The sequence below is a fragment of the Flammeovirga sp. AWQ4_249 genome (assembly GCF_056161045.1).
Map to the genome: position 1 here is coordinate 1 of NZ_JBSWYJ010000050.1, position 22,461 is coordinate 22,461.

Annotated in this window: 15 protein-coding genes and 1 pseudogene; 6 read left to right on the plus strand and 10 right to left on the minus strand. The window is 32.1% G+C overall.

Annotation, left to right across the window (positions count from 1 at the left end; genetic code table 11):
* The first annotated feature begins 629 nt into the window (after positions 1 to 629).
* The gene (gene pdxY, locus ACXAHM_RS22735) at positions 630 to 1,484 is read left to right on the plus strand and encodes a pyridoxal kinase PdxY (RefSeq protein ID WP_474965356.1); all 855 of its coding nucleotides are present in this window, start codon (positions 630 to 632) and stop codon (positions 1,482 to 1,484) included.
* 491 nt (positions 1,485 to 1,975) lie between these two features.
* On the opposite strand, the gene ACXAHM_RS22740 is transcribed toward pdxY, so the two are convergent.
* Positions 1,976 to 2,974 (minus strand): sulfatase family protein, encoded by a 999-nt coding sequence (locus ACXAHM_RS22740; protein ID WP_474965469.1) that lies wholly within the window; start codon positions 2,972 to 2,974, stop codon positions 1,976 to 1,978.
* Positions 2,975 to 3,368: 394 nt separating this feature from the next.
* Here ACXAHM_RS22740 and ACXAHM_RS22745 point away from each other — a divergent pair.
* Positions 3,369 to 4,388: pseudogene (locus ACXAHM_RS22745) on the plus strand (alkene reductase); the annotation flags it as partial.
* A 61-nt stretch (positions 4,389 to 4,449) separates the two neighbouring features.
* Here ACXAHM_RS22745 and ACXAHM_RS22750 read toward each other — a convergent pair.
* Positions 4,450 to 5,481, minus strand: coding sequence for an NAD-dependent epimerase/dehydratase family protein (locus ACXAHM_RS22750; RefSeq protein WP_474965359.1), 1,032 nt, complete (start codon positions 5,479 to 5,481; stop codon positions 4,450 to 4,452).
* Positions 5,482 to 6,092: 611 nt separating this feature from the next.
* Here ACXAHM_RS22750 and ACXAHM_RS22755 point away from each other — a divergent pair.
* The 3 genes from ACXAHM_RS22755 (at position 6,093) to ACXAHM_RS22765 (ending at position 11,231) form a co-directional block, all read left to right on the plus strand.
* Positions 6,093 to 9,332 (plus strand): SusC/RagA family TonB-linked outer membrane protein, encoded by a 3,240-nt coding sequence (locus ACXAHM_RS22755; protein ID WP_474965363.1) that lies wholly within the window; start codon positions 6,093 to 6,095, stop codon positions 9,330 to 9,332.
* 83 nt (positions 9,333 to 9,415) lie between these two features.
* Positions 9,416 to 10,948 carry a SusD/RagB family nutrient-binding outer membrane lipoprotein gene (locus ACXAHM_RS22760; protein WP_474965366.1) on the plus strand — a complete coding sequence of 511 codons (1,533 nt, stop codon included), beginning with the start codon at positions 9,416 to 9,418 and terminating at the stop codon, positions 10,946 to 10,948.
* 154 nt (positions 10,949 to 11,102) lie between these two features.
* A complete protein-coding gene (locus tag ACXAHM_RS22765; protein ID WP_474965369.1) occupies positions 11,103 to 11,231 on the plus strand; it encodes a hypothetical protein in 129 nt (42 codons plus the stop codon).
* On the opposite strand, the gene ACXAHM_RS22770 is transcribed toward ACXAHM_RS22765, so the two are convergent.
* The 5 genes from ACXAHM_RS22770 to ACXAHM_RS22790 all read right to left on the minus strand — a co-directional run bounded on the left by ACXAHM_RS22770 (position 11,226) and on the right by ACXAHM_RS22790 (position 14,637).
* Positions 11,226 to 11,984, minus strand: a complete 759-nt coding sequence (locus ACXAHM_RS22770; RefSeq protein ID WP_474965372.1) for an alpha/beta hydrolase family protein — start codon at positions 11,982 to 11,984, stop codon at positions 11,226 to 11,228. The two genes, ACXAHM_RS22765 and ACXAHM_RS22770, sit on opposite strands and share 6 nt — an antisense overlap.
* Positions 11,985 to 12,128: 144 nt before the next feature.
* Positions 12,129 to 12,848, minus strand: a complete 720-nt coding sequence (locus ACXAHM_RS22775) for a 3-ketoacyl-ACP reductase (RefSeq protein ID WP_474965375.1) — start codon at positions 12,846 to 12,848, stop codon at positions 12,129 to 12,131.
* A 244-nt stretch (positions 12,849 to 13,092) separates the two neighbouring features.
* Positions 13,093 to 13,320: a helix-turn-helix domain-containing protein gene (locus ACXAHM_RS22780; protein ID WP_474965379.1), complete on the minus strand. Its 228-nt coding sequence runs from the start codon at positions 13,318 to 13,320 to the stop codon at positions 13,093 to 13,095.
* Between the two features lie 268 nt (positions 13,321 to 13,588).
* Positions 13,589 to 14,176, minus strand: a complete 588-nt coding sequence (locus tag ACXAHM_RS22785) for a DUF4143 domain-containing protein (RefSeq protein WP_474965381.1) — start codon at positions 14,174 to 14,176, stop codon at positions 13,589 to 13,591.
* Between the two features lie 41 nt (positions 14,177 to 14,217).
* On the minus strand, positions 14,218 to 14,637 hold the full coding sequence (locus ACXAHM_RS22790) for an ATP-binding protein (protein ID WP_474965383.1): 420 nt from the start codon (positions 14,635 to 14,637) through the stop codon (positions 14,218 to 14,220).
* A 483-nt stretch (positions 14,638 to 15,120) separates the two neighbouring features.
* Here ACXAHM_RS22790 and recD2 point away from each other — a divergent pair, with 483 nt between their 5' ends.
* Positions 15,121 to 17,652 carry an SF1B family DNA helicase RecD2 gene (gene recD2 / locus ACXAHM_RS22795; RefSeq protein ID WP_474965386.1) on the plus strand — a complete coding sequence of 844 codons (2,532 nt, stop codon included), beginning with the start codon at positions 15,121 to 15,123 and terminating at the stop codon, positions 17,650 to 17,652.
* 1 nt (position 17,653) lies between these two features.
* On the opposite strand, the gene ACXAHM_RS22800 is transcribed toward recD2, so the two are convergent.
* The 3 genes from ACXAHM_RS22800 to ACXAHM_RS22810 are packed head-to-tail and all read right to left on the minus strand — an operon-like array spanning position 17,654 to position 22,289.
* On the minus strand, positions 17,654 to 18,178 hold the full coding sequence (locus ACXAHM_RS22800; RefSeq protein WP_474965390.1) for a DUF6398 domain-containing protein: 525 nt from the start codon (positions 18,176 to 18,178) through the stop codon (positions 17,654 to 17,656).
* Between the two features lie 5 nt (positions 18,179 to 18,183).
* A complete protein-coding gene (locus ACXAHM_RS22805; RefSeq protein WP_474965394.1) occupies positions 18,184 to 21,690 on the minus strand; it encodes an SNF2-related protein in 3,507 nt (1,168 codons plus the stop codon).
* 5 nt (positions 21,691 to 21,695) lie between these two features.
* Complete coding sequence (locus tag ACXAHM_RS22810) at positions 21,696 to 22,289, minus strand: hypothetical protein (protein ID WP_474965398.1); 594 nt, start codon at positions 22,287 to 22,289, stop codon at positions 21,696 to 21,698.
* Between the last annotated feature and the right edge of the window lie 172 nt (positions 22,290 to 22,461).

Below are 22,461 nucleotides of genomic sequence, written 5' to 3' on the forward strand. Positions count from 1 at the left end.
CGCTTTCGCTGATCTTATAATTACTTTTTCATTACATCAAAAGAACGTTTGAACCGAAGTTCAATGATCTGTTATTCAGATTTTTATTTACCTTAAACCGTTGTTTAAAGCTGCTTCGTTTTTCAGAAGCGAGTGCAAAGGTAAGAACTTTTCTTTTTAACTTCCAAATCTTTTTTGAAAAAATTTTGAAGTTTTTTTTGAGTCAATTCTCATTCTTACAACACTGTATTTTATTACTCCAAAAGAGGAGTTTTAAATGCCTTTCGTTAAAGGCGAGTGCAAAGGTAAGAAAGGAAATTTAATCTGCAATATCTATTTCGTTTTATTTAGAAACTAATTTAGATAGTTGACTATCAATCCTTTAGATGTATGCTATACGCCTCTACACACATCATGTTTTTCCTTAGCCGTTTACTGAAGGGAGTGCAAAGGTAATAGAAGGTTTTTTAAATGCAATAAGTTCTTTGAAAAATTACATTAAATAAAATTGAACATAAATAATAAATTCAATTACATTTCTAATTATCAGATCATTAAGAATATTCTTCTCTTTAATAATTTTAATTTTAAGATGGAAAAAACCTTAGAAATATCTATTTTTCTTAAAATTTGACATAAAACCATTATCAATGAAGAATATATTATCCATACAATCACATGTCACATATGGTCATGTAGGAAATGCTGCTGCTGTTTTTCCTTTACAATATTCAGGTTTTGAAGTTTGGCCTTTACATACAGTTCAATTTTCAGGACACACTCAATACGAAGGATGGACAGGTGATGTTTTTTCAGGAGAACATTTAAGGAAAATATTGGAAGGTGTTTTTCGCCACACTACATATGCTTCTTGTGATGCTATTCTTTCAGGATATTTAGGTAGTAAGGATACGGGAAGTATAGTTTATGATATTGTCAAAAAAATTAAGCAGGAAAATCCAAAAGCTATTTTCTGTTGTGATACCGTCATGGGAGATGTGGAAGCTGGCTTTTACATAAGTGAAGAAGTACCTCCGCTTTATAAAGAAAAAATAATAGAAGTAGCAGATATTATTACTCCAAACCAATTTGAATCTGAGTATTTGAGCGAGCAAAAAATTGAAAATTTAGAAGATGCTATGAAAGTCGCCAAGTTTTTAAATGAGAAAGGGCCCGAATTTGTATTTCTAACTTCATTAAACATAAAAGAAACTCCAGAAAATCATCTTAGCGTCCTTTTATACGATAGTGTGAACTATTATATATTACATAATCCTATCATTCAATTAGGAGAAGTTTATGGTACGGGTGATGTTTTTGCCTCTTTAACTTTAGCGAATATTCTAAGTGGTTTTAATGCAAAAGGTGCGTTAGAAAGAACTATTAGTAGTATGTATCATTTAATTCACGCAACATCTGACAAAAAACGATTAGAATTGGATTTGATAGGAAGTCGATCATGTTTTGATCCTAAAAAAGTTTTATTCAAAGCAGAAAAAATATAAAATCATCACTATCACTTGAAGATAGATTACAACATTATTTTATGGTTTAGATCATCGTAAATACAATTAAAGATTTTGTTGTACAGATTCATAGTTCATTTCAAAACTTTTCAATTGAAGACCCTACCTATATATTATATAACTTATATCATTCTGAATTGAATTTGACAAATGGATTGATTAATTCTAGTTAAACAAAAAGTCCAAACAATCGTAATTACTTGGACTTTTGAATTAATCATACATTTCAACAATATCTTTCCAATCAGGATAAACTGGGCGCTCAATAGCTTTTACTGCTTTCTCGCCATTTTTCATAATTGGTACGGGAGGTAATTGTTTCAGCAAATGTGACAAATACTTTTTATCCTCATTTTCAATTTCTTCGGAATTTCTTTTTCTAAAATATCCTCTGATACATGATAAAAACGACCATCACTATATAATTTATAATCTTTATTTCTGACATATTGCCCTCCTGTTTGGTTCCACTAATAAGGTTGATAATGATTTACCTGCCATTTTCTTGTTTCCCCTTTTTTATTCAATAACTGAGGGTAGAAACTAATACCATCTTGAGGGTCATCTTCATTTAACTTATAATTTGCTATTTGTGCAAGAGTTGGATAAAAATCTGTAAACTCAATTAATTCATTCGATACTGAAGGGATTACATTCCCTTTCCAATAAGCTATCAAAGGGACAGGCGTACCAAAATCTGTGGTCGTACCTTTTCCACCATTATAATTATGACCATTCCAAGAAGAAGAAATTGTTTTGCTTGTACCATTATCTGCCGTAAAAAGTATAATTGTGTTTTCTAACTGTCCAACATCTTCTAATTGTTTGATTATTTTACCAACTAATTTATCCATATAGTTTACCATTTCAACAAAATTCTCTTTCCTATCTTTTGGATTATTGGGTGCAAGATTTGCAATTTGTCCTTTTGAACGATTTCCAATGTTGTCTGGAGTTGCAACAAAAGGATCGTGGACTAAAACTGTTGGATAATAGACAAAAAATGGCTCATTTTGATTTTTCTTAATGAAATCACATACAAAATCAGACATAATATCTGGAGCATATTTATTTTGAGTAATTTCTTTATTTAATAATTCTCCGTTTTGTTCTAGAGGGGCACTCCAAAAACGTTCCGTCATTTTTGTTGAATCTTTCTTAATTGCTTTCATTGATAATTGCCATAAACAATATTCATCAAAACCAGCTTGAAAGGGTCTTGTTTTATCCAAATATCCTTCAGGTTTGTGGTATAAACCGTTTAATTGCCATTTACCCGCTATAACTGTTTTATATCCTGCATCCTTCATCATATTTGCAAAGGTTCGTTCATTTGGATCTAGGTAACCAAAATGTGTAAAATTTCTGTAATTATATTTTCCAGTCATGAGTTTTACCCTAGAAGTAGAACAGAGAGGAGTGGAATAACAATGATTAAATTGTATTCCTCCTTGTGCTAATTTATCAATGTTAGGGGTATTATATTATTTGGAACCATAAGTACCAAAAGATAACCAACTGATATCGTCAACCATAATTAATACAACATTAGGTTTCTTTTTCTTTGGTTGATCTGCATTTGATACTGTTGCACACATAAAAAAACAATAACAAAGATAATATGAAAGTAGTCGTTTTCATTCCAATTAATCTTTAAGTATGATAGCTTAAAATTAACAAATATATTTTTATAAAAACTGATACTGTCACATAAAAAAGAAACTTAATAAGATTACCATTTTTTAGATATATTATTGAAACATAAATTACGTTTAAACGATTAATGTATAAACAAATTTACACATTAATATGAAATTATTTACACCTTATACTTTAGGGTCACTAGCATAAAAAAATAGAGTAGTTATGGCTCCAATGACCAGATCAAGAGCAGAGAATAATATACCGAATGATTTAATGGCTGAATATTATGGACAGAGGGCTTCTGCAGGATTAATTATTACGGAAGGAGTTGCTCCATCTGCCAATAGGTTAGGTTATGCTAGAATTCCTGGAGTTTATTCTCAAGAACAAGTCGATGGTTGGAAAAAAGTTACTGAAGCTGTTCATGATAAAGAGGGAAAAATATTTATGCAATTGATGCATACTGGGTGTGCTTCACATTCTTTGAATATGGAACCCAATACAAGAATTTTAGCTCCCTCTCCCATCGCATTAAAAGGTGAAATGTATACTGATACTGCAGGAAATCAACCGTACCCTGTACCTGAGGAAATGAATGAAGAAGACATTAAAAATACAATTCAAGAGTTTGTAGAAGCATCAAAAAATGCAATTGCTAGTGGAATGGATGGAATAGAACTACATGCTGCAAATGGTTATTTATTGAATCAATTTTTAAGCCCAATATCCAATCAAAGAACGGATAATTATGGTGGGAGTGCTGAAAATAGAAATAGATTTGTTATTGAGTTAGCAACAGCTGTTGTCAATGCAATTGGCGCTGATAAAGTTGGGAAAAGAGTTTCGCCATATGGTGTATTTAATGATTTAGGACCATTTGAAGGTATTGATAAGCAATATTTAGCCTTAGTTGATGCTTTGAATGACTTAGGAATTATCTATTTACACTTAGTTGATCATAGTGGAATGGGTGCACCTGAAGTTCCTCAAGAAATTAAGACGAAGTTAAAATCTGCCTTTAATGCTACTTTTATTGCGAGTGGAGGTTTAGATAAAGAAAAGGCGGAACAAATACTTGAATCGGAAAAGGGGGATTTAGTTGGATTTGGCCGTCTATTTATTTCAAACCCTGATTTAGTAGAAAGAATGGAAAATAATAAAGAATTAGCAGCTCCAAATTTTGATACTTTCTACACTCCTGGTAAAGTTGGGTATACTGATTATGCTGTAGCTGAATAAGAAAACACTAATTTTCAAATACTTTGAGTTACATTCCGATTGTGGAGTGTAACTCTTTTTTTTATACTATTTTGGCATCAATCAAAACCTGAAAGGCATCTATCATTGTTTCTTCTAATGCTCTGTAAGTTGCTTTGAGATCCTTCATAGATTTTGAATGACCTGCTTTCCATTCGACATCAACATTTTTTTTCAACCCTTCATCAGTGATACTTGGATCATCTTTTCCAATTTTTCGTTTAGGTATTGGATATAGTTCTCCATATTTATTTAATAAAGAAGATGTCATTTCAAAGAAAGTAGTATTGTGAGCAGATGCAATATATCTACCTTTTGTTTCAGGTGTAAACCCTGCATTATAATGTATAGTTCCAAGATCACGTACATCCACAACTCCAACGCCAATATTTGGGATTCCATCTTTAAAAGTACCATCTCCCATTTGTTTCAAAATCCTTAAACTCTCAGATGTATTATGTAATGGTGATAAAGAAGGGCCCATGACAAAGCTTGGATTTACAACCACTAAATCCCATTGATTTTGTTGATCAGCAATTTCCCAGGCTTTCTTTTCACCCATTGTTTTAGAATAAGCATAAGGTTGATAATCGATAGAAGCAGTAGTATTCCAAACTTCCTCTGTAAGAATTCCATTGGGTGCCAATTGACAATCGATAGCATCACTATACATTGCTGCACAACTACTTGTTACCACAACTCTTTTTACAGATAATATTTGGGTTGCTGTCTTTAAGATATTTTTTGTTCCAATTACTGCGGGATCAACTAAATCCTTTTGAGGGTCATCCACAACAGCACGAAAAGGTGATGCAGTATGAAAAACTAATTCACAACCTTCCATTGCTTCTTTAAAAGAATCTTCTTCTAATAAATCCGTCTTAAAAAAAAGGATTGTTCCTTTTGATTGATGAGCTAGTTTTTTTAGGTGGGCTATTTTAGCTTCATTTTCTGGATTTCTTACAGCAGCATGAACAGTTATTCCTTCTTCAAATAATTTTTTTATTAACCACCCTGCCACATATCCTGTTGCACCAGAAACTAATATGGGTTTTGAATTATTGATTTCTTTCATTGATTTATACTCTAGTTTTCGTATTTAATTTACGAAAAGAAATTTAGAGTCAAATACTTGAAAATACTCAATCAAAATACATCACACTCTTATCTTATCAACTATTCCTTTTTTAAACAATAGATTGATTAAAAGCTGTGAAAATTACATTTTTATCAACATAAATAGTATAATAATAAACAACTCACACAAATACACTTACTTTATTGTAATTTTAATAACAAAATACAAAAATTATCACATTAACAGATATTATATATTATTACTTAATTGAAATATTCTAATAAATAGTTATCAAATCATAATTTATTATTGTATTTTTTCTAGATAACCGACTCATTTACAATGATTAACACTTTAGGATTATGGTTTTTATCTTTACATTAGCAATGTGTTAATGAAAAAACAAAATTCATTTTCATCTTAGCTTTCAATAAAAACAATTAAAAATGAGAATTTTCCATGTTAGACTTCAATCAAGACATATATTCTTAATTATTTAGAATTATTCAAACAAATTGTCTATCATTTATTATACAAGCAACGTCCAAATAATTTAACTCTTCAATCAAGTTAAGGACAGCTTTAAACTTCCAATTCCAATTATTATTATGAGAAAAACACTACTACTAGTGTCTCTTCTGTGTATGATGGTACTTACTGTTTTTGCACAAGAGAGAAAAATATCTGGTGTCGTAAAAGCTCCTACGGGAGAGACAATTCCAGGTGTAGCTGTAATCGTTAAAGGTACAACTTTAGGTGCTGTTACTGATATCGATGGTAAATTCAGCCTTTTATCTTCATCTGACAACCCCGTATTAGTATTCAAACTAATTGGTTATAAGACTTTAGAGCAAAATGTAGGTACTCAATCTAACATTTCAATTACTCTAGAAGAAGATGTTGAGCAATTAGATGAAGTAGTCGTAACTGCGTTAGGTGTTTCTCGAGAAGAAAGATCTTTAGGGTATGCAGTACAAAAAGTAGAGGGTGATGATATTGTAGGTACTTCTAGTGAGAACTTCACAAATTCACTTTCAGGTCGTGTTTCAGGTGTTCAAGTAAGAAGTTCAGGAAACATGGGTGGATCATCAAACATTGTGATTAGAGGTTATTCGACAATTGGTTCAAATAACCAACCATTATATGTTGTTGATGGAGTACCTTTATCAAATGCGAACATGAATGATGCTAGCCAAAATCAAGGTTATGGTGGTTATGATTATGGTGATTTATCACAAGATATTGATCCTGCAAGTATTGAAACTATTTCAGTTTTGAAAGGTGCAAGTGCAACTGCATTGTATGGTTCTCGTGGCCAAAACGGTGTCATTCTAATCACTACGAAAAAAGGTACAAAGCGTAAGGGTATCGGTGTAACAGTAGGAACAAATGTTGCATTTGACCGAATCAATACTGCCACAATGCCTAAATTCCAAAGAGAATATGGTCCTGGTTATGGTGGAGAAGCAGCAGGTTTTTATGAAGTAGATGAAAATGGAAATACTGCTATCAACTTTGGTGACGATGCTTCTTTTGGTCCTCGTTTTGATCCAAATTTAATGGTTAGACATTGGGATAGTTTTGATCCTACAAATCCAGCAACTTTTGGTGAAACTAGACCATATACAGCTTCAAACAATGGTCCTGAGGAATTTTATGAAACAGGTGTTTCTCAAACTTATACTGTTGCTTTAGAAGGTGGAAATGAAACTTCGAAATTTAGATTAGGATATACATATAAGGATATTTCAGGTATTCTTCCTAACTCTAGTATGAAAAGAAATAACATTAACTTCAGTGCTTCACATGATTTTTCAGATCGTTTGACAGCTTCATTCTCAGGTTCATATGTTGGTGTTGAAGCATTAGGTAGAAATGGTACAGGATATGATCCAAGAAACGTTGGTCAAATGTTTAACCAATGGTTCCAAACTGGTTTAGACTTCCATAGATTGAAAGAAAATTATAAAGATGCTTCAGGAAATCAAATAACATGGAATAGAATTGGAGTTAACGATCCTGATCCTTTCTTCTTTGACAATCCATATTGGGTACGTTATGAAAACTTCCAAAATGATGCTAGAGAGCGTGTTTATGGTAATGTAAACCTAAGCTATAAACTAGCTGAAGGTTGGACGATCTCAGGTATTGGAGCAATTGATACTTATAACTTATCACAAGAAGAAAGAGTAGCAAAAGGTAGTATTGAAACTTCTATGTATGGCATTACTCGTCGTGCTGGTACTGAAACAAACTTTGACTTACGTACAAACTACAATAAGCGTTTTGGAGAAAACTTCTCAGTAAATGCATTATTAGGTGGAAATATCAGATCTGAGAATACAAGCTACTTATACAACTCAACACGTGGAGGTTTGGTAGTTGATAGATTATATGCATTATCTAACTCTGTATCTCCTGAGTATGTAGTAAGTGAAAGTGTTACTGAAAGACAAATGCAAAGTATTTATGCAAGTGCTTCATTGGGATGGAAAGATATGGTATTTGTAGATTTAGCTGGACGTAATGACTGGTCTTCAACATTACCGATTGCACATAATTCATTCTTCTATCCTTCTATTTCATCTTCATTTATCTTTACTGAGTTAGAATCATTAAATCAAAGTGACTTTATCTCATTTGGTAAAGTAAGATTAGGGTATGCACAAGTAGGTAACGATACTTCTCCTTACAGAACAAGAAACTACTTCAACCATTATAAAAACTTTGGTGAAGTTCCTCAATACAGTTTAAGCGGTTCACCAACAGGTTCAGTTTTATTTAACCCTGAATTAAAGCCTGAAAGAACAAACGAATTAGAATTCGGTTTAGAAATGATGTTCTTACAAAGAAGATTTGGTTTTGATTTAACATTATACAATAGAACAACAACGGACCAAATTCTTGCTGTCCAAACAACGGCCGCTACTGGTTATACTTCACAGTTCAAAAATGCTGGTGATGTAAGCAATAAAGGTATTGAATTAACATTAAATGCTACTCCAGTGAGATTAGCGAATGGTTTTGAGTGGAATATTGGAGTAAATTTCACTAAGAATACTTCTGAAGTTACTGCTCTTGCTGATGGTGTTAATAACTTATTATTAGGTCGTTTTGCAGGTAGTGCAACATTAAATGCTGCTGTTGGTCAACCATTAGGTGTAATCAAAGGTACTAATTATACATTCCATGAGAATGGTGGAAAAGTAGTAGGTAGTAATGGTATGTATGTAATTGCTGCTGATGAAAATGGTTCTGTAAAAACAGATGAAGTAATTGGTCATATGCAGCCAGATTGGACTGGTGGTATTACTACTTCAGTTTCATATAAAGGATTCTCAGTAAGTGCTCTAATCGATGGTTCATTTGGTGGTGATATCATGTCAGAATCATATATGTATGGTTTAGCGACTGGTTTATATGAAGAAACTGCTGGTTTAAATGCTAATGGTGTACCAAGAAGAGATCCAGTATCTGCTGGTGGTGGTCACTTATGGAATGGTGTAAAAGAAGATGGTTCAGCAAATGATATTTATGCTGACAATAGCGGATTTGGTGGAGCATTCTATTATGGTGCTACTCCTGATGCTCAATATATCTACGATGCAACTTATGTAAAATTAAGAGATGTATCTATTAGCTATAACTTACCAAAATCATTGTTATCTAATCTTCCATTTACAAGAGTAAATGTTGGAGTGTATGGTAGAAACTTAGCTATTCTATACAAGAACATGCCATACTTCGACCCAGAAATCACATTAAGTTCTGGTAATATTCAAGGTTTTGAATCAGGTGCTACTCCAACTACTAGAACATTTGGTTTCAATGTGAATCTAACGATGTAATTCTCGTTTCTGAACTATAGTACTCTAGGAAGGGATATCCTTATTCCTTCCTTGTTCTAACAAATCAAGCAATTAATTCAATTATGAAAAAATATATTAAATCAGCATTACTTGGAGCTGCATCGTTATTAACTGTTGCTTCATGTACAAGTGATTTCGAAGAAATTAATACTGACCCTAAAAAGCCAGTGGAAGTTGACCCTAGTTATATTGTATCAACAGTACAAATGAAATTAGTAGATGTTGAGCAAAACTCTAGTGTAAACTGGTCAAATGTGCGTCTCTTTGCTCAATATTGGATGCAGGTGACTTATGTAAACGAATCGCAATATGTATTAAATGACCGTGATGTACCTGGTACAATTTGGGATTTTTACTACATTTTATTAAATGACTTACAAGAAGCGAAGTCTATTGTAGAATCTCAAAAAGAAGCATTAGGTGAAGATTATGACAAGCAAATGGCTGTCCTTACGATTTTGGACGCTTATGCTTGGATGCAATTGAGTGACTTCTTCTCTAATATTCCTTATACAGAAGCATTAGGCGCTGAAGCTCAACTTTATCCTAAATATGATGATGCTCAAACAGTTTATCTTTCATTATTATCAAACCTTGAAGAGGTATTAAACAAAGATCTTTCAGGGACTGTCTTTGCTGCAACTGATGTTGTTTATAATGGTGATGTTGAACAATGGAATAAGTTTGGTGCTTCATTAATGATGCGTATGGCTATGCGTATGGCTGATACTGATCCTCAAAATTCAGTAAAGTATTTTGATATGGCTGTAGAAAGTGGATATATCAACTCTATAGAAGATGAGATGTCATTCCCATACAGAGGATCTGCTCCTAATGCCAACCCTGTATTTGAATACTACTCTCCTACTGGTAGCAATCGTCCTAAAGAATTCAATATGGCTAGTACATTGGTTGATGCTATGAATGATTTAGATGATCCTCGTAGAGAATTTTATATGGATGATAATCCTACTGTTGTTTTTGACAACACTGGTAATATCATGAAAGATCATACTGGCAATGCTGATTCATTAATTGCAGGTGTATATTTAGGTATTCCTTATGGTGGACCAGCAACAACATATACTCGTTACTCACATATCTCACCAGGTTTATTAGAAAATCCTACTCTACCTGGTAAATTATTCTCATTACAAGAGTCTAATTTCTTGATGGCTGAAGCTGCTGCTAGAGGAGGTTATAATGTATCAGGGTCTGCTGCTCAATATTATACAAATGCAGTGAGAGCATCATTAGAAGAATGGGGTGTAGCTGAATCAGACATTTTAGCATACATTTCTAGAGCAGATGTTGATTATTCTCAATTGATCTCTTCTGGTAAAACGTATAAAGAAATAATTGGTCTTCAAAAATGGATTGCAAACTACAATGTACCTGTGAACGGATGGAGAGAAGCTGTTCGTTTAGGTGGTGCACCATTAGTTGCTCCTGCATCAGGACCAAATACAGATATCATTATCCAACGCTATACTTATCCAGCTTCTGAGCAACAGTTAAATGGAGATAACAGAGCTCAGGCTTCTTCAGAGATTGGAGGAGACAGAATGGATACTAAAATGTGGTGGATGAATTAATACACTAGCTTAAGAATATAAAAACTAAAACCAGAAAGGTTATCTCAGTGTTGAGGTAACCTTTTTTTTTATTTTATAATACAATCACATTTAACAATTTGATGTTGAAATTTTTATTTCACAAAACAATAGTTCTTTTTTAGTATATTGTTATATGAAATCTCAAAAAAGAAGAATGTATCGTTCTAGATTAGAAGAAGTAACAGCATTTTCATTAGAAATTCTGACTGTTTCCTCACTTCTTTTGGGTATAATTATCCCTGCCTTTCAATCTCTTTTATAAATAAATTGATACCCATTGAGCGATCATTTTGCCTGCATAATGGGAGTACTTACTCTGCGTCAACAAGTGATCAGCTCCATCTAACGAAATAAAGCTTTTGGGGTGATGTGCATAACTGTAAATTTCAGCTGCATTTTTTATTTCTACAGTGGTATCTTGTGGAGAATGTAAAATAATAATTGGCTTTCTCAATTTATCCATAAACTCTTCCATATTAGTAGCATTGATATCATCTACAAACTGTTTTGAAATCGTAAAACCTCTTCCACCTAAATCTACTAATGCCTTTCCTCTTTCTACAATTTCATCGATACTACTCTTAAAAAGATGTTGAACGTGATGTGGAGCTGAAGGTGCTCCAATTGTAGCAATTGCTTGAATAGAATCAATTTTCTTCCCTGCGTAAATTGCTGCTGCCCCACCTAAAGAGTGACCAATAATTAACTTTGGTGCTAAATATTCTTTACCAAGATAGTTCGCCACATCAATCAAATCCTGAATATTGGAAGTGAAATCTGTATCTTCAAATTCACCTCCACTTTGACCTAGTCCTGTAAAATCAAATCGTAATACAGCAATACCCATTGAATTCAATGCTTTTGCAATATTGAATACAGCATTTAAATTTTTACTACAAGTAAAACAATGTGCAAAAATAGCATAAGTTGTTGTCTCTACATCTTCGGGTAATTCCAATTTAGAAGAGAGCGTTATGCCTTTACTGTTTTTGATTTTTAAATCGAGAGATTTCATAATAGGTTAATTATTGGGATCTAATTATAGTATAATTTTTCAATACAATTTAATAGCATTTATTCATAAAAGAAAAAGGTCTTAGTAAGAATACATTACTAAAACCTTTCTCCAATATTATACTATAATTTAATTCATAAAACCTTAAGGATTTGTTGTCCAAAGGGAAGCATCTTTCAACATTGCTCTTCGAGGAAGTTTCAAACTACTCACTAATAATTCTGCAAAATCTTCCGGTTGTAAAGTACGTTCTAAAGCATTTTCATTGACAATCCCCAATTCCCTTGACATATCAGACACAATCGTGCTTGGAGTTAAGGTACATACTCGAATATTATTTTTGCGAACTTCTTTCATAAGAGATTCTGAGAAACCAATAACTCCAAATTTCGAAGCCGAATATGCTGATGTAGTTGGATTTCCATTTAACCCTGCCGTAGAAGAAACATTAAAAATATCACCTTGGTTTTTCTTAATCATGAAAGGCAATATTTCTTTTGTCACATAATACATTCCTAATAAATTAGTATTGATTATCTGTGTCCATGTTTCAACATCCATTTCATTTACAGTACCAAAAGAAGCGATTCCCGCATTATTAACTAGAATATCAACTTCACCCCATGTATCTGTAATTTTCTTCAAACCTATCTGTGTACTGTTGTAATCACTGACATCAAATACAGTATACATTGCTTCGACATTTAAAGCTTTGATTTCTTCTACAGTAGCTTTCATTACTTCCTCATTTCGACCAGTAATAGCAACATGAATTCCTTCTTTTGCAAAGGCCAATGCTGTAGCTTTCCCTAAACCTCGGGCTCCTCCTGTAATGATTGCTTTTTTACCTTTTAAGTTTTCCATTGTGTATTTTATATCGACATCGAGTTATTTACAAATGAAAATATGCAATTTAGTTTCATAGAAAAAAAATGGCTTTATTTAATCCATTACATTCTTCTTTCTTTCATCAAATACAAAATTAGATCAATCTACGTGGTTCTATTTTCACAACTTTTCAGATTACAAAAAATTGAAATATTAAATCTTTATTATTTCAAATACATTTCTATTTCTTTTCTAAATTTCTCATCAGAGTCAGCATAGTCTAATTCAAATTTCCTTCCTCTGCTTTTAACTCACGACTATTATCAGGTGCTAGTTCATAGCCGAACATTCTTAATACAAGATTTACTTTATCAAGATTGAGATTAGTCTTCCCTTGCTCTATTTTTCTTATTACCGTAAAAGTGCCACCAGACCTTTCCATAAACTCCTCTTGAGTTAAACCAGTCTGTTTTCTTCTATGTTTCACAAATTCAGATAAAGCACTCATTATATCTTTTTACATATAAAAATGATTTATTTAACTACTTTATATCTAAATACATATAATTAAACACAATAAAAGAGGACAAAATAGTTTACTTCGAATTTTGATGATTAGGATAATTGAAAAAACTTTGATTTTAACATCTTTCTTTAATAATTCAATCCAAAAGTCCACAAAGGTAAGACGTTCAAGTATCCAAACTCAATATCATCTTTCACAACAAATGACTTCCCATCTTGCTCAATTTGATTTTGCTGTTTATTCTTTCCTCCTATTTTAAAAAAGTATAATCTTCTACCACAAAATCCGCTTTCTTAGAAGATGTCACTTCATTTCTCACCTGCATTTGATTGAGAAAAAATGTTTCCCTTATATTCCCTATGTTAGATTTCTCTTCTGCTAAACTAAGCACCAAATTGGTATTATCGAGATATACTTTATCTACTTTTCCTAAACCTCTTATTCCATTCGTTTCATTTCGTAATTGCCCAATCAAACCTGCTTTCTCCATATAGGTAAAATAATCATCCAATGAATTACGGCTTACTTTTAGTATCTCTGCAATTTTTGTGAAGTTAGGTTTAAATGGAACGCTCTCAACAATAATAGATAACAATCGCTTTAATTTCCGACTAGTCGAAATATTCATATTAGCATACTGCGGGATATCTACTTCCAATGTTTGGGCAATTATTTGGCTTAACCTTACAAAAATCTCATCTTCAATACCAAAAGGATAATACCCTTTTCTAATATAATCTTGAAACAGAGGTAAAGGGTGCTTTAGATTCGCAATATTTATATCTCCTTGAATAATCTGTTCAAATGAAAAAGGTTTAACATCATAATTGTGAAACATATTCAAATACTCTCTAAATGATAGACCTTTCATATGATACATCAATGCCCTCTACTTAGATCTGAAGATCCTTTTATTATATCAAGAACAGAAGAGCCAGTAAAAGCTACTTTTAAATCTGGAAATGAATCATAAATGTTTTTCAATTCTCTGGACCAATCCGAATATTTATGAATTTCATCGATAAATAAATATTCTCCTGCATTTTTATAAAACGTATCAGCTAAATCATAAAGCGAATTTTGCCCAAAATACATATCGTCTGCCGAGACATACAATGCTTTTTTAGTATCTAAGTTCTCTTTAATAAATTGTAATATCATGGTTGTTTTTCCCACTCCTCTAGGGCCAACTATTCCAATCATTCTACTATACCAAGATATTTCTTCATATATATAACGCTTGAAATCAATATTTACATGTCTGATTAAAGTCTCAAACTTTTGATATAATGTTCTCATTTTTCAATCGAAAATTCACTCAAAACTAAAACGCACTATTAAAAACACAAAAAAACCAATAAATGCACAATTAAAAGTGCAATTAATATTAGTTGAAAATTATCAAAGAGTATCAATAAGTCCATTAATTAGTCATTGACACTAATATTTCTTATCAAAAAAATAGAAAGCACAAAAAAAGAGGGCCAAACCCTCTTTTCCATATCATTAAAGCTATATTTTTATACCTACTTGCCAATACCTCTTAAACCTACGTTTTTTATAGTATTTAAGGTGTTTTTGAAAATTGAACTGACAGATAGTATATAACTTTAACAAACAATAATTCTGAGGATTTTTGAGATTTGAAAAATATTGATTTTAACATTTATATTAAAACGAAGTCCATAGTTAATTCTTATCATAATATATACTTTATTGGTTTTGTATATTAATTTTAAAAAATCACTATACTACCATTAAATTATAAATTCCAGACAAGCAGTGGAAAAATTCAAAGGCATAGTACATAGAGTTACCTATCACAATAAAGAAAATGGATGGACAGTCATTAGAGTAAATCCTGCGGATAGACCTCATGAACAAGTAACTGTTACTGTACACCAAGCTAATGTTTTTGCAGGAGCTACTTTAGAGTTTGAGGGTGAATGGACTACACATCCTAAGTTTGGAGAACAATTTAAAGCTCATAATACCATTGAGAAAAAACCTGCAAGTTCTTCTGCCTTGGAAAAATATATTGGTTCTGGGTTGATTTATGGCGTAGGTCCTAAAATTGCAAAACGAATTGTCAATCACTTCGGAAAAGATACCTTGGAAGTTTTTGAAGAGAATATTGAAAGACTTACGGAAGTTACAGGTATTGCCACTACAAAATTAGATCGGATAAAAGCTTCTTGGACGGAACACAGAGAAATTAGAAATGTGATGCTTTTTCTTCAAGAATTTGGTGTGAGTACTTTATATTCTGTCAAGATTTATAAAACCTATGGCAATGATGCTATCAAAATTCTTAAAGAAAACCCTTATCGACTTTCTAAAGATATTTATGGTATTGGTTTTTTCTCTGCAGATAAAATTGCGCTGAGTATGGGCGTTGAGAAAAACAGCCCTAAAAGATTAAGAGCTGCGATTAGTCATGTGCTTTCGGCGAGTAGAGAACAGGGGCATTGTTATCTTGAAATGGAAATTATTCAGCAAAATGTAAAAGCTTTATTAAAAGAAGATTATGCTGATCTTGTGGTTGCTGAAATTGAAGCAATGGAGAAGGAGAATGACCTCAGAACAAGAATGAAAAATATGGGTGAGTTAGAAATCAAATGTTATTATTCTAAATCACTTTATTATGATGAATTGAATACCGCTAAAATTGTCAAATCTTTTTTATCTCAGAAAATAAATGTTGATGCAGAAAGAGTGAAAAAATGGCTCAATTTATTCAATTCCAAACAAGAATTCCCTCTTAGTGATGAGCAGTTCGATGCTGTTTTTGGTGCGGTTCAACAACCTTTCTCTATTTTAACGGGTGGTCCTGGATGTGGGAAAACAACCACTACAAAAGCATTAGTAAAGCTGCTTCTAGCCATGAAGAAAAGAGTTTTACTTGCGGCTCCTACTGGTCGTGCTGCGCAACGAATGGGGGAAGTTATTGGTAGAGAAGCACAAACCATTCATCGTTTATTAGTATGGCAACCCAATACCGGTCAGTTTAAAAAAAATGAAGAAGATCCTTTAGAAGTAGATTTTATTATCATAGATGAATGTTCTATGTTGGATATTTCTATCGCCTCTTCTTTATTAAAAGCGATTCCTACTTCTGCTCAAGTTTTGTTTATCGGTGATCCAAATCAGTTGCCTTCTGTTGGGGCAGGTAATGTTTTAAAAGACTTAATTGAAAGTGAGGTAGTTTCTTGTTTTCATCTTAAAAAAGTATTCCGTCAGGCACAAGAAAGTCAGATTATTAAGTTTGCCCATCAAATTATTAAAAGACAAATCCCTCGTATTGAATCTCCTATTAACTCCCCTAAAATATGGAATGAAAATACGGATTGCTTATTTATTGACTCTGAAGAAGCGACAAAAGAACAGCAACAGTTCATTAAGAAAATGACACAATCCATGAAGTATGTCATCCAAAATGAAGGAGTCGCTTTCATGAAAGAAAGAGGAGTTGAAGGTGAAGAGGATACCTATAAATCCATCACACAAGAAGATGATATTTACATTCATACAACTTCAGAATTTGAAATTGAAGAAATAAAGAAAACAGGGGCTCGATCTTTTATCTTTAATATTCCTAATCATTATCTACATGCAGATCTACCAACCTTAATAAAATCAGAAGATCATGCTTCTGCTTTGAAAACTATTATGGATGACATTCACCCTTGGTCCAGCTTACATTATGGTTTTGTTGCTTCAGAAATGGTGGTTCGCCTTTATGGAAAAACAATAAAAGAAAAAGTCGGAGTTCACCTTGAAACACAAATTCTTACGCCTATGACTGTAGGAAGTATGGGTGCTAGAAACCTGAATCAGTTGGTACAAGCATCTTGTAATCCTGAAGCACAAGGAAAAGCGAGTCTAACTATCGGTGATCGTATTTTCAGAATAGGCGATAGAGTTATTCAAAAAAGAAACAATTATGACCTTGAAGTTTTTAATGGTGACATTGGTAAAATTTCTTCCATTGATACAGCTAATGTTCAACTTACAGTAGATTATGGAAAAGGAGAAAATGCTAAAACCGTTTATTATGAAAAGCAAGATATTATTGACCTTGATTTAGCCTATGCGATTACCATTCATAAATCACAAGGGTCTGAATTTGATGTGGTGATTATTCCCGTTGTCATGCAGCATTTTAATATGTTATACCAAAACCTTATCTATACCGCTTTAACAAGAGCCAAGAAAATGGCTATTTTTGTAGGTACTCGAAAAGCTTTTGGCATAGCCGTTCATAATATTGATAATAGAGCAAGAAAGACGATGTTGAAGGAGATTTTACAATAATTTATTTAGTTCTATATTCCATTTCATGGCCTTCCTTTCTTGCTTCAATCACTTCCTCCTTAATTTCATCTGGAAGAGACCTGATATCTACATATTCACCATCCACCAATACGGGAGCAAATAACATCTGAAGTTCCTCCATTTTACGAAAAGGGTTATTTTCTACCAATCTTTGCGTACTAAATTCCTCATCAAACCTCGTTAGTTTTAGTAGTTTTCTTATTTCACCCGCTTTATTTCCAACGGTAGTTGATTTTAAAGCCATCTTATCACATAAATCACTTAAAGTCATATAAGGTTCAAAAGAATTATCGCTCAGAAAATTAATAGATCCTATTGTATGGATAATAGATGCTGCCCATATATCTAGTTTTCCTTTAGAAAAAGGCACATCTCTTTTTCTTCCCAACTTCTGTAATAGTTTTATACTTAAATCTCGATATTCACTATTAAGATGTTTTTCACAAAAGTCTGAAATTATCCCTTCAATTTCTGCTTGTCTTTGTTTAATTTTTAGTTTATCCATCTTAATTATTCTATATCTGAAAGTTGTACCATTTCTTTTAATTCATCATCACTCAAATCTCCAATCCAAGACTCCCCTTCTGCAACAGTGAGCTCTGATAATTCTTTTTTACGTTGAATCATTTGATCTATTTTTTCTTCGATTGTGCCTTTACAAATCATTCGGTGCACCATCACATTTTTATTTTGACCAATACGATAGGCTCTATCTGTTGCTTGCGCTTCTACCGCTGGGTTCCACCACAAATCAAAATGAACGACATGGTTTGCTGCTGTTAAATTTAAACCTGTTCCTGCTGCTTTTAATGACAATAAAAATACATTATCTGTACGATTATTTTGAAAATTTTCTACCATTAAATCCCTTTCTTTCCTTGAAGAACCACCATGCAAAAATTGAGGCTTTTTTAGTAACCGTTTTTCTAACCACTTTTGCAAAAGCATACCCATCGATTTGTATTGGGTAAATACTAATACTTTCTCCCCTTTAGCAATTATTTCATCTATTAGTTCAAATAGTCTTAGTGCTTTTGATGAATGTAAAGGGTCAATATTTGATTTATTCTTCAATAATAATGTTGGGTGATCACAGACTAGCTTTAATCCAAGCATCATTTTTAATACCAATCCTCTTCTAGCCATTCCTTCGTTTTGCTCTACTTCTTCTAAAGCAGATTGAACAAACTTTTCATAAACGGCAACTTGTTCAGGTGCAAGATTTATAAACTGATTCTTTTCAATCTTATCAGGTAAATCTGAAATAATGGATTTATCTGTTTTTAATCTTCTCAAAATAAAAGGTTGAGTGATTTTCTTAAATCTTTCTAATACCTCTTTATCTCTATCTTTTTGAATTGGCTTAGCAATCGTTTTTGAGAAATTAGAAAGTGTGCCTAAATATCCTTTATTGGCAAAATCCATCACCGACCAATATTCAGACAAACGATTTTCAACAGGTGTACCACTCATACCAATGTAAGTGTCCGCTTTTATTGCTTTTATTAATTTGGTTTGTTGAGTTGCCGTATTTTTGATATTCTGAGCTTCATCGATAACCATCACTGCCCACTTCATCTTTTTAAGATCATCTTTTGAATTACGAACCATCCCATAAGTAGTGATAAGTATATCGAATTCCTCTTCTACTTTTCGGTTACTACCATGATACACAAAAGCAGATAAATCGGGAGCAAAACGTTGAATTTCTTTTTGCCAATTGGTCAATAAACTCGTAGGAACAACTACGAGAGCCTTCTTTTGGGTAAAGTAATTTTCTGCTTTTAATTTCAATAATAATGTAATGACTTGTAATGTTTTTCCAAGTCCCATATCATCGGCAATTAAACTACCAAAACCTACTTTGGTATTTCTATACATCCACTCAAAACCTGCTTTTTGATAAGGTCTTAATGTTGCTTGTAACCCCTCTGGTTCTTGTATTTCTTTAATATCTGTCAGCTTTCGAATTCCCTTTCTCAACTCCTCTGTAAATTCCAAAGCACTCCCTTGAATCTCTTCCGAAAATAAAGCTTGACTTATTTCATTGGCTTTAAATGTTGGAGGTGTTTCTATCTCCTTTAATAATTTCTTGAGCTCATTTTTATCAAAAAGGACATATTGATTGTTTACTTTCACAAGACCTGACAAGTGAGCATACTTTTGCATAAACTCCTCTTTTGAAAGTTGTTCATCACCAAGTGCAATTCTCCATTTAAACTGTAAAAGCTTCTGTAAATCCATAAAACTTTCTACTCCTTCATCTACGGATGCTGATGTATCAGCACGCAATGATTTACTTGGAGCTATAATTTTTTTCAATTCTTTCGGCATTATTAAATTAATACCTAGCAGTTCAATCACTGGAAAAATATCAAATAATACCTCTATGATTTCTTCACTATCATACATTAAAGGCATTTTCCCTTTGGATTGAATATGCTCTTTCAAAGCAGGAAAATAAGAGGATATTAAAAGCAAATCTTGAAGTAAATCATATTTATGTGACTTCAAATTTTCATCTTTCCAAAAATCACTTAACAAAATAGGTTCACTTGATTCTTTTGAATTTTCAACCAATACATTCACAAAATAGCGTTCTTCCTCTTCTTTTAATTGAATAGCAGGAACAAATTCTTTATGAACGATATTGAATTTTTGAAGCCATTGATGTATGTTTCTTGGGATTTCTGTTTCTCCTACACCCTTAAACTTTTGTTTTGTATTGTAGAAAAATAAATTGAGAAGGTTGCCTTCTGTATTTAATTGAACGGTATCTTTAGCCAAATAATACTGTATAAATAGATGACATAAAAGATTTACAGCTTCTTTTTTATATAAGTATTTAACTCCTTCTGAAGTCTTTATTGACACATTACTTTGTAATAATCCTTCTTCAATTTGATCTATTATTTCTTTTACTGGTTTTGAAAAAACAGCAGGAAGCCATTGAATAAAATAGACACCATCTCTTTGTAATAATTTAGGGAAAAAGGCCCCATTATTTATCAACTTTACACACAATAAATAAATATTTCGAAGTTGTTGTACAAACAATGGGTATTGTTCTTTTTCAGCTTCTTCAATTTGAATAATGGTATTTATAAAATCTGACTTTAAGTTTTTTCTTTGTATAAAAAAGGGGGAGAATTGATTATTCTCTAATCCTAAAATTTCCCATAAATCGAGATGTTCATCAAATACAAAAGTGAAATCATCTTTTCTTTTTAATCGATTCAATAAGGTTTCATCCCTCTCTATTTCAAATTCTTTTTTTGTAAGTCTTATTACTTTTTGATAATTCTTATAAAGAATATTTTTAAAATCACCTTCTGAAAAATGAGGCTTCTCTTCTAAAAAAGTAAATACATTAGCCGTTAAATCTGGAATCGTTGAGAAGTCAATTTGTTCTAATGTTGACTTACTTCCTTCTTCTATAGTGTTTGTATCAACAAAATAAGTTTCAACATCTACAATATTTACACTATTATCTAACGTAAGATTGGATTTACTTTTTAACTCTTGCAATATATCTAACCCTTTCCATTCAAATATTAAAAATGGATTTTTATCCACTTCTAACGCTAACGTATAAATAACAGCCGCCAGGTGTTTACAAGGAACAGCAAAGTCTGGGCAAGAACAAGACATGGATAAACCTTCCCAAGAAGAGGGAAAAATAGAAATACCTAAGCGGTTTGTTATATTGATTAGCTCTTTACTTAATGTACCATTCAACAACTCCGCTACGAGTAACTCATTATCCAAAAGAGCCTCAATTATTTGTTCTTTTTCTAAAGTTGTAAACTTCTTTACTTTAAGTGTTTGGGTATAAAAATTACTGTAAGACCCTTCTACTTTTGAGCTGATACCTTTGTCCGCTATTTCCAAATTTAATACTGCTCCTTTATTCGCATAGGCTTTTCCTCTTGGCAAACGGTTACTCCAATCTATATCCGTTAAAGCATTCAACCATTGTTGTCCCCACCAAGTTTTTCCGTAAACTACTCTTGCCATTATTGTTAGTTTATAGTTTCTATTATTTTTTTAGTTTTTAATCTAAGCTCTTCCAGTCTATCTGCCTCCTCATAAACATACTCTTTATAAATAGGGTTTCGTGCTTCTTTTTCTAACCATATATAAATTTCTTGAAGAAGACCTATTGGTATTTCTTTTGAAAGAAGTTCTTGAAGAATATCTATATTTTCTTTAAAAATATCATACAATTCAGTTTCATAATGAACACATTCAAACCCTTCTTGCAATTCTAAAATATTAGCTGCTACCATTGAAAATGCTTCATAATAGATCCCTTTTTTACATAATCTTTCTGCAGGAAGCGTTAATTTCTCATAAATATCATGTTCATAACTTCCTGCAAATTGATAATCTATATAGCCTCTATTAGCATACTTTCTAAATATATTTCTTATTTCCTGACGATAGAAATCTATTTTTAACTGATCATCATTTTTATTGGTAAAAGAGCTAATAAATTCATTTTTAAATGACTCATTTATTTCAGCATAACCTATCACATAATTTTTTATCTCCTCTAAGGTTAAGGCATTTAATATTTGATCGAATTCTGCGTTTTTATTTGTTATTTCAGTCATTTTAGTAATTGTTTTTAATTTATTTATCCCTCAACCATTAAGTTAGCTTAATAAATAGCTGTTTTAATAATTTTGTAGTGAATTAAGAAATACTAAAATTAATTATAAAAAGTATCAATTCGTCTCATGAAGTCTATAGTTCCCCCCTTAATTCAGACTGCAACTTAAGTTA

Excerpts from the sequence above, each read along its gene's own strand:
- pdxY (WP_474965356.1), top strand. The coding sequence starts at position 630 with ATGAAGAATATATTATCCATACAATCACATGTCACATATGGTCATGTA.
- ACXAHM_RS22750 (WP_474965359.1), bottom strand. The coding sequence starts at position 5,481 with ATGAAAGAAATCAATAATTCAAAACCCATATTAGTTTCTGGTGCAACA.
- ACXAHM_RS22755 (WP_474965363.1), top strand. The coding sequence starts at position 6,093 with ATGAGAAAAACACTACTACTAGTGTCTCTTCTGTGTATGATGGTACTT.
- ACXAHM_RS22760 (WP_474965366.1), top strand. The coding sequence starts at position 9,416 with ATGAAAAAATATATTAAATCAGCATTACTTGGAGCTGCATCGTTATTA.
- ACXAHM_RS22765 (WP_474965369.1), top strand. The coding sequence starts at position 11,103 with ATGAAATCTCAAAAAAGAAGAATGTATCGTTCTAGATTAGAAGAAGTA.
- ACXAHM_RS22770 (WP_474965372.1), bottom strand. The coding sequence starts at position 11,984 with ATGAAATCTCTCGATTTAAAAATCAAAAACAGTAAAGGCATAACGCTC.
- ACXAHM_RS22775 (WP_474965375.1), bottom strand. The coding sequence starts at position 12,848 with ATGGAAAACTTAAAAGGTAAAAAAGCAATCATTACAGGAGGAGCCCGA.
- ACXAHM_RS22780 (WP_474965379.1), bottom strand. The coding sequence starts at position 13,320 with ATGAGTGCTTTATCTGAATTTGTGAAACATAGAAGAAAACAGACTGGT.
- ACXAHM_RS22785 (WP_474965381.1), bottom strand. The coding sequence starts at position 14,176 with ATGTTTCACAATTATGATGTTAAACCTTTTTCATTTGAACAGATTATT.
- ACXAHM_RS22790 (WP_474965383.1), bottom strand. The coding sequence starts at position 14,637 with ATGAGAACATTATATCAAAAGTTTGAGACTTTAATCAGACATGTAAAT.
- ACXAHM_RS22800 (WP_474965390.1), bottom strand. The coding sequence starts at position 18,178 with ATGGATAAACTAAAAATTAAACAAAGACAAGCAGAAATTGAAGGGATA.
- ACXAHM_RS22805 (WP_474965394.1), bottom strand. The coding sequence starts at position 21,690 with ATGGCAAGAGTAGTTTACGGAAAAACTTGGTGGGGACAACAATGGTTG.
- ACXAHM_RS22810 (WP_474965398.1), bottom strand. The coding sequence starts at position 22,289 with ATGACTGAAATAACAAATAAAAACGCAGAATTCGATCAAATATTAAAT.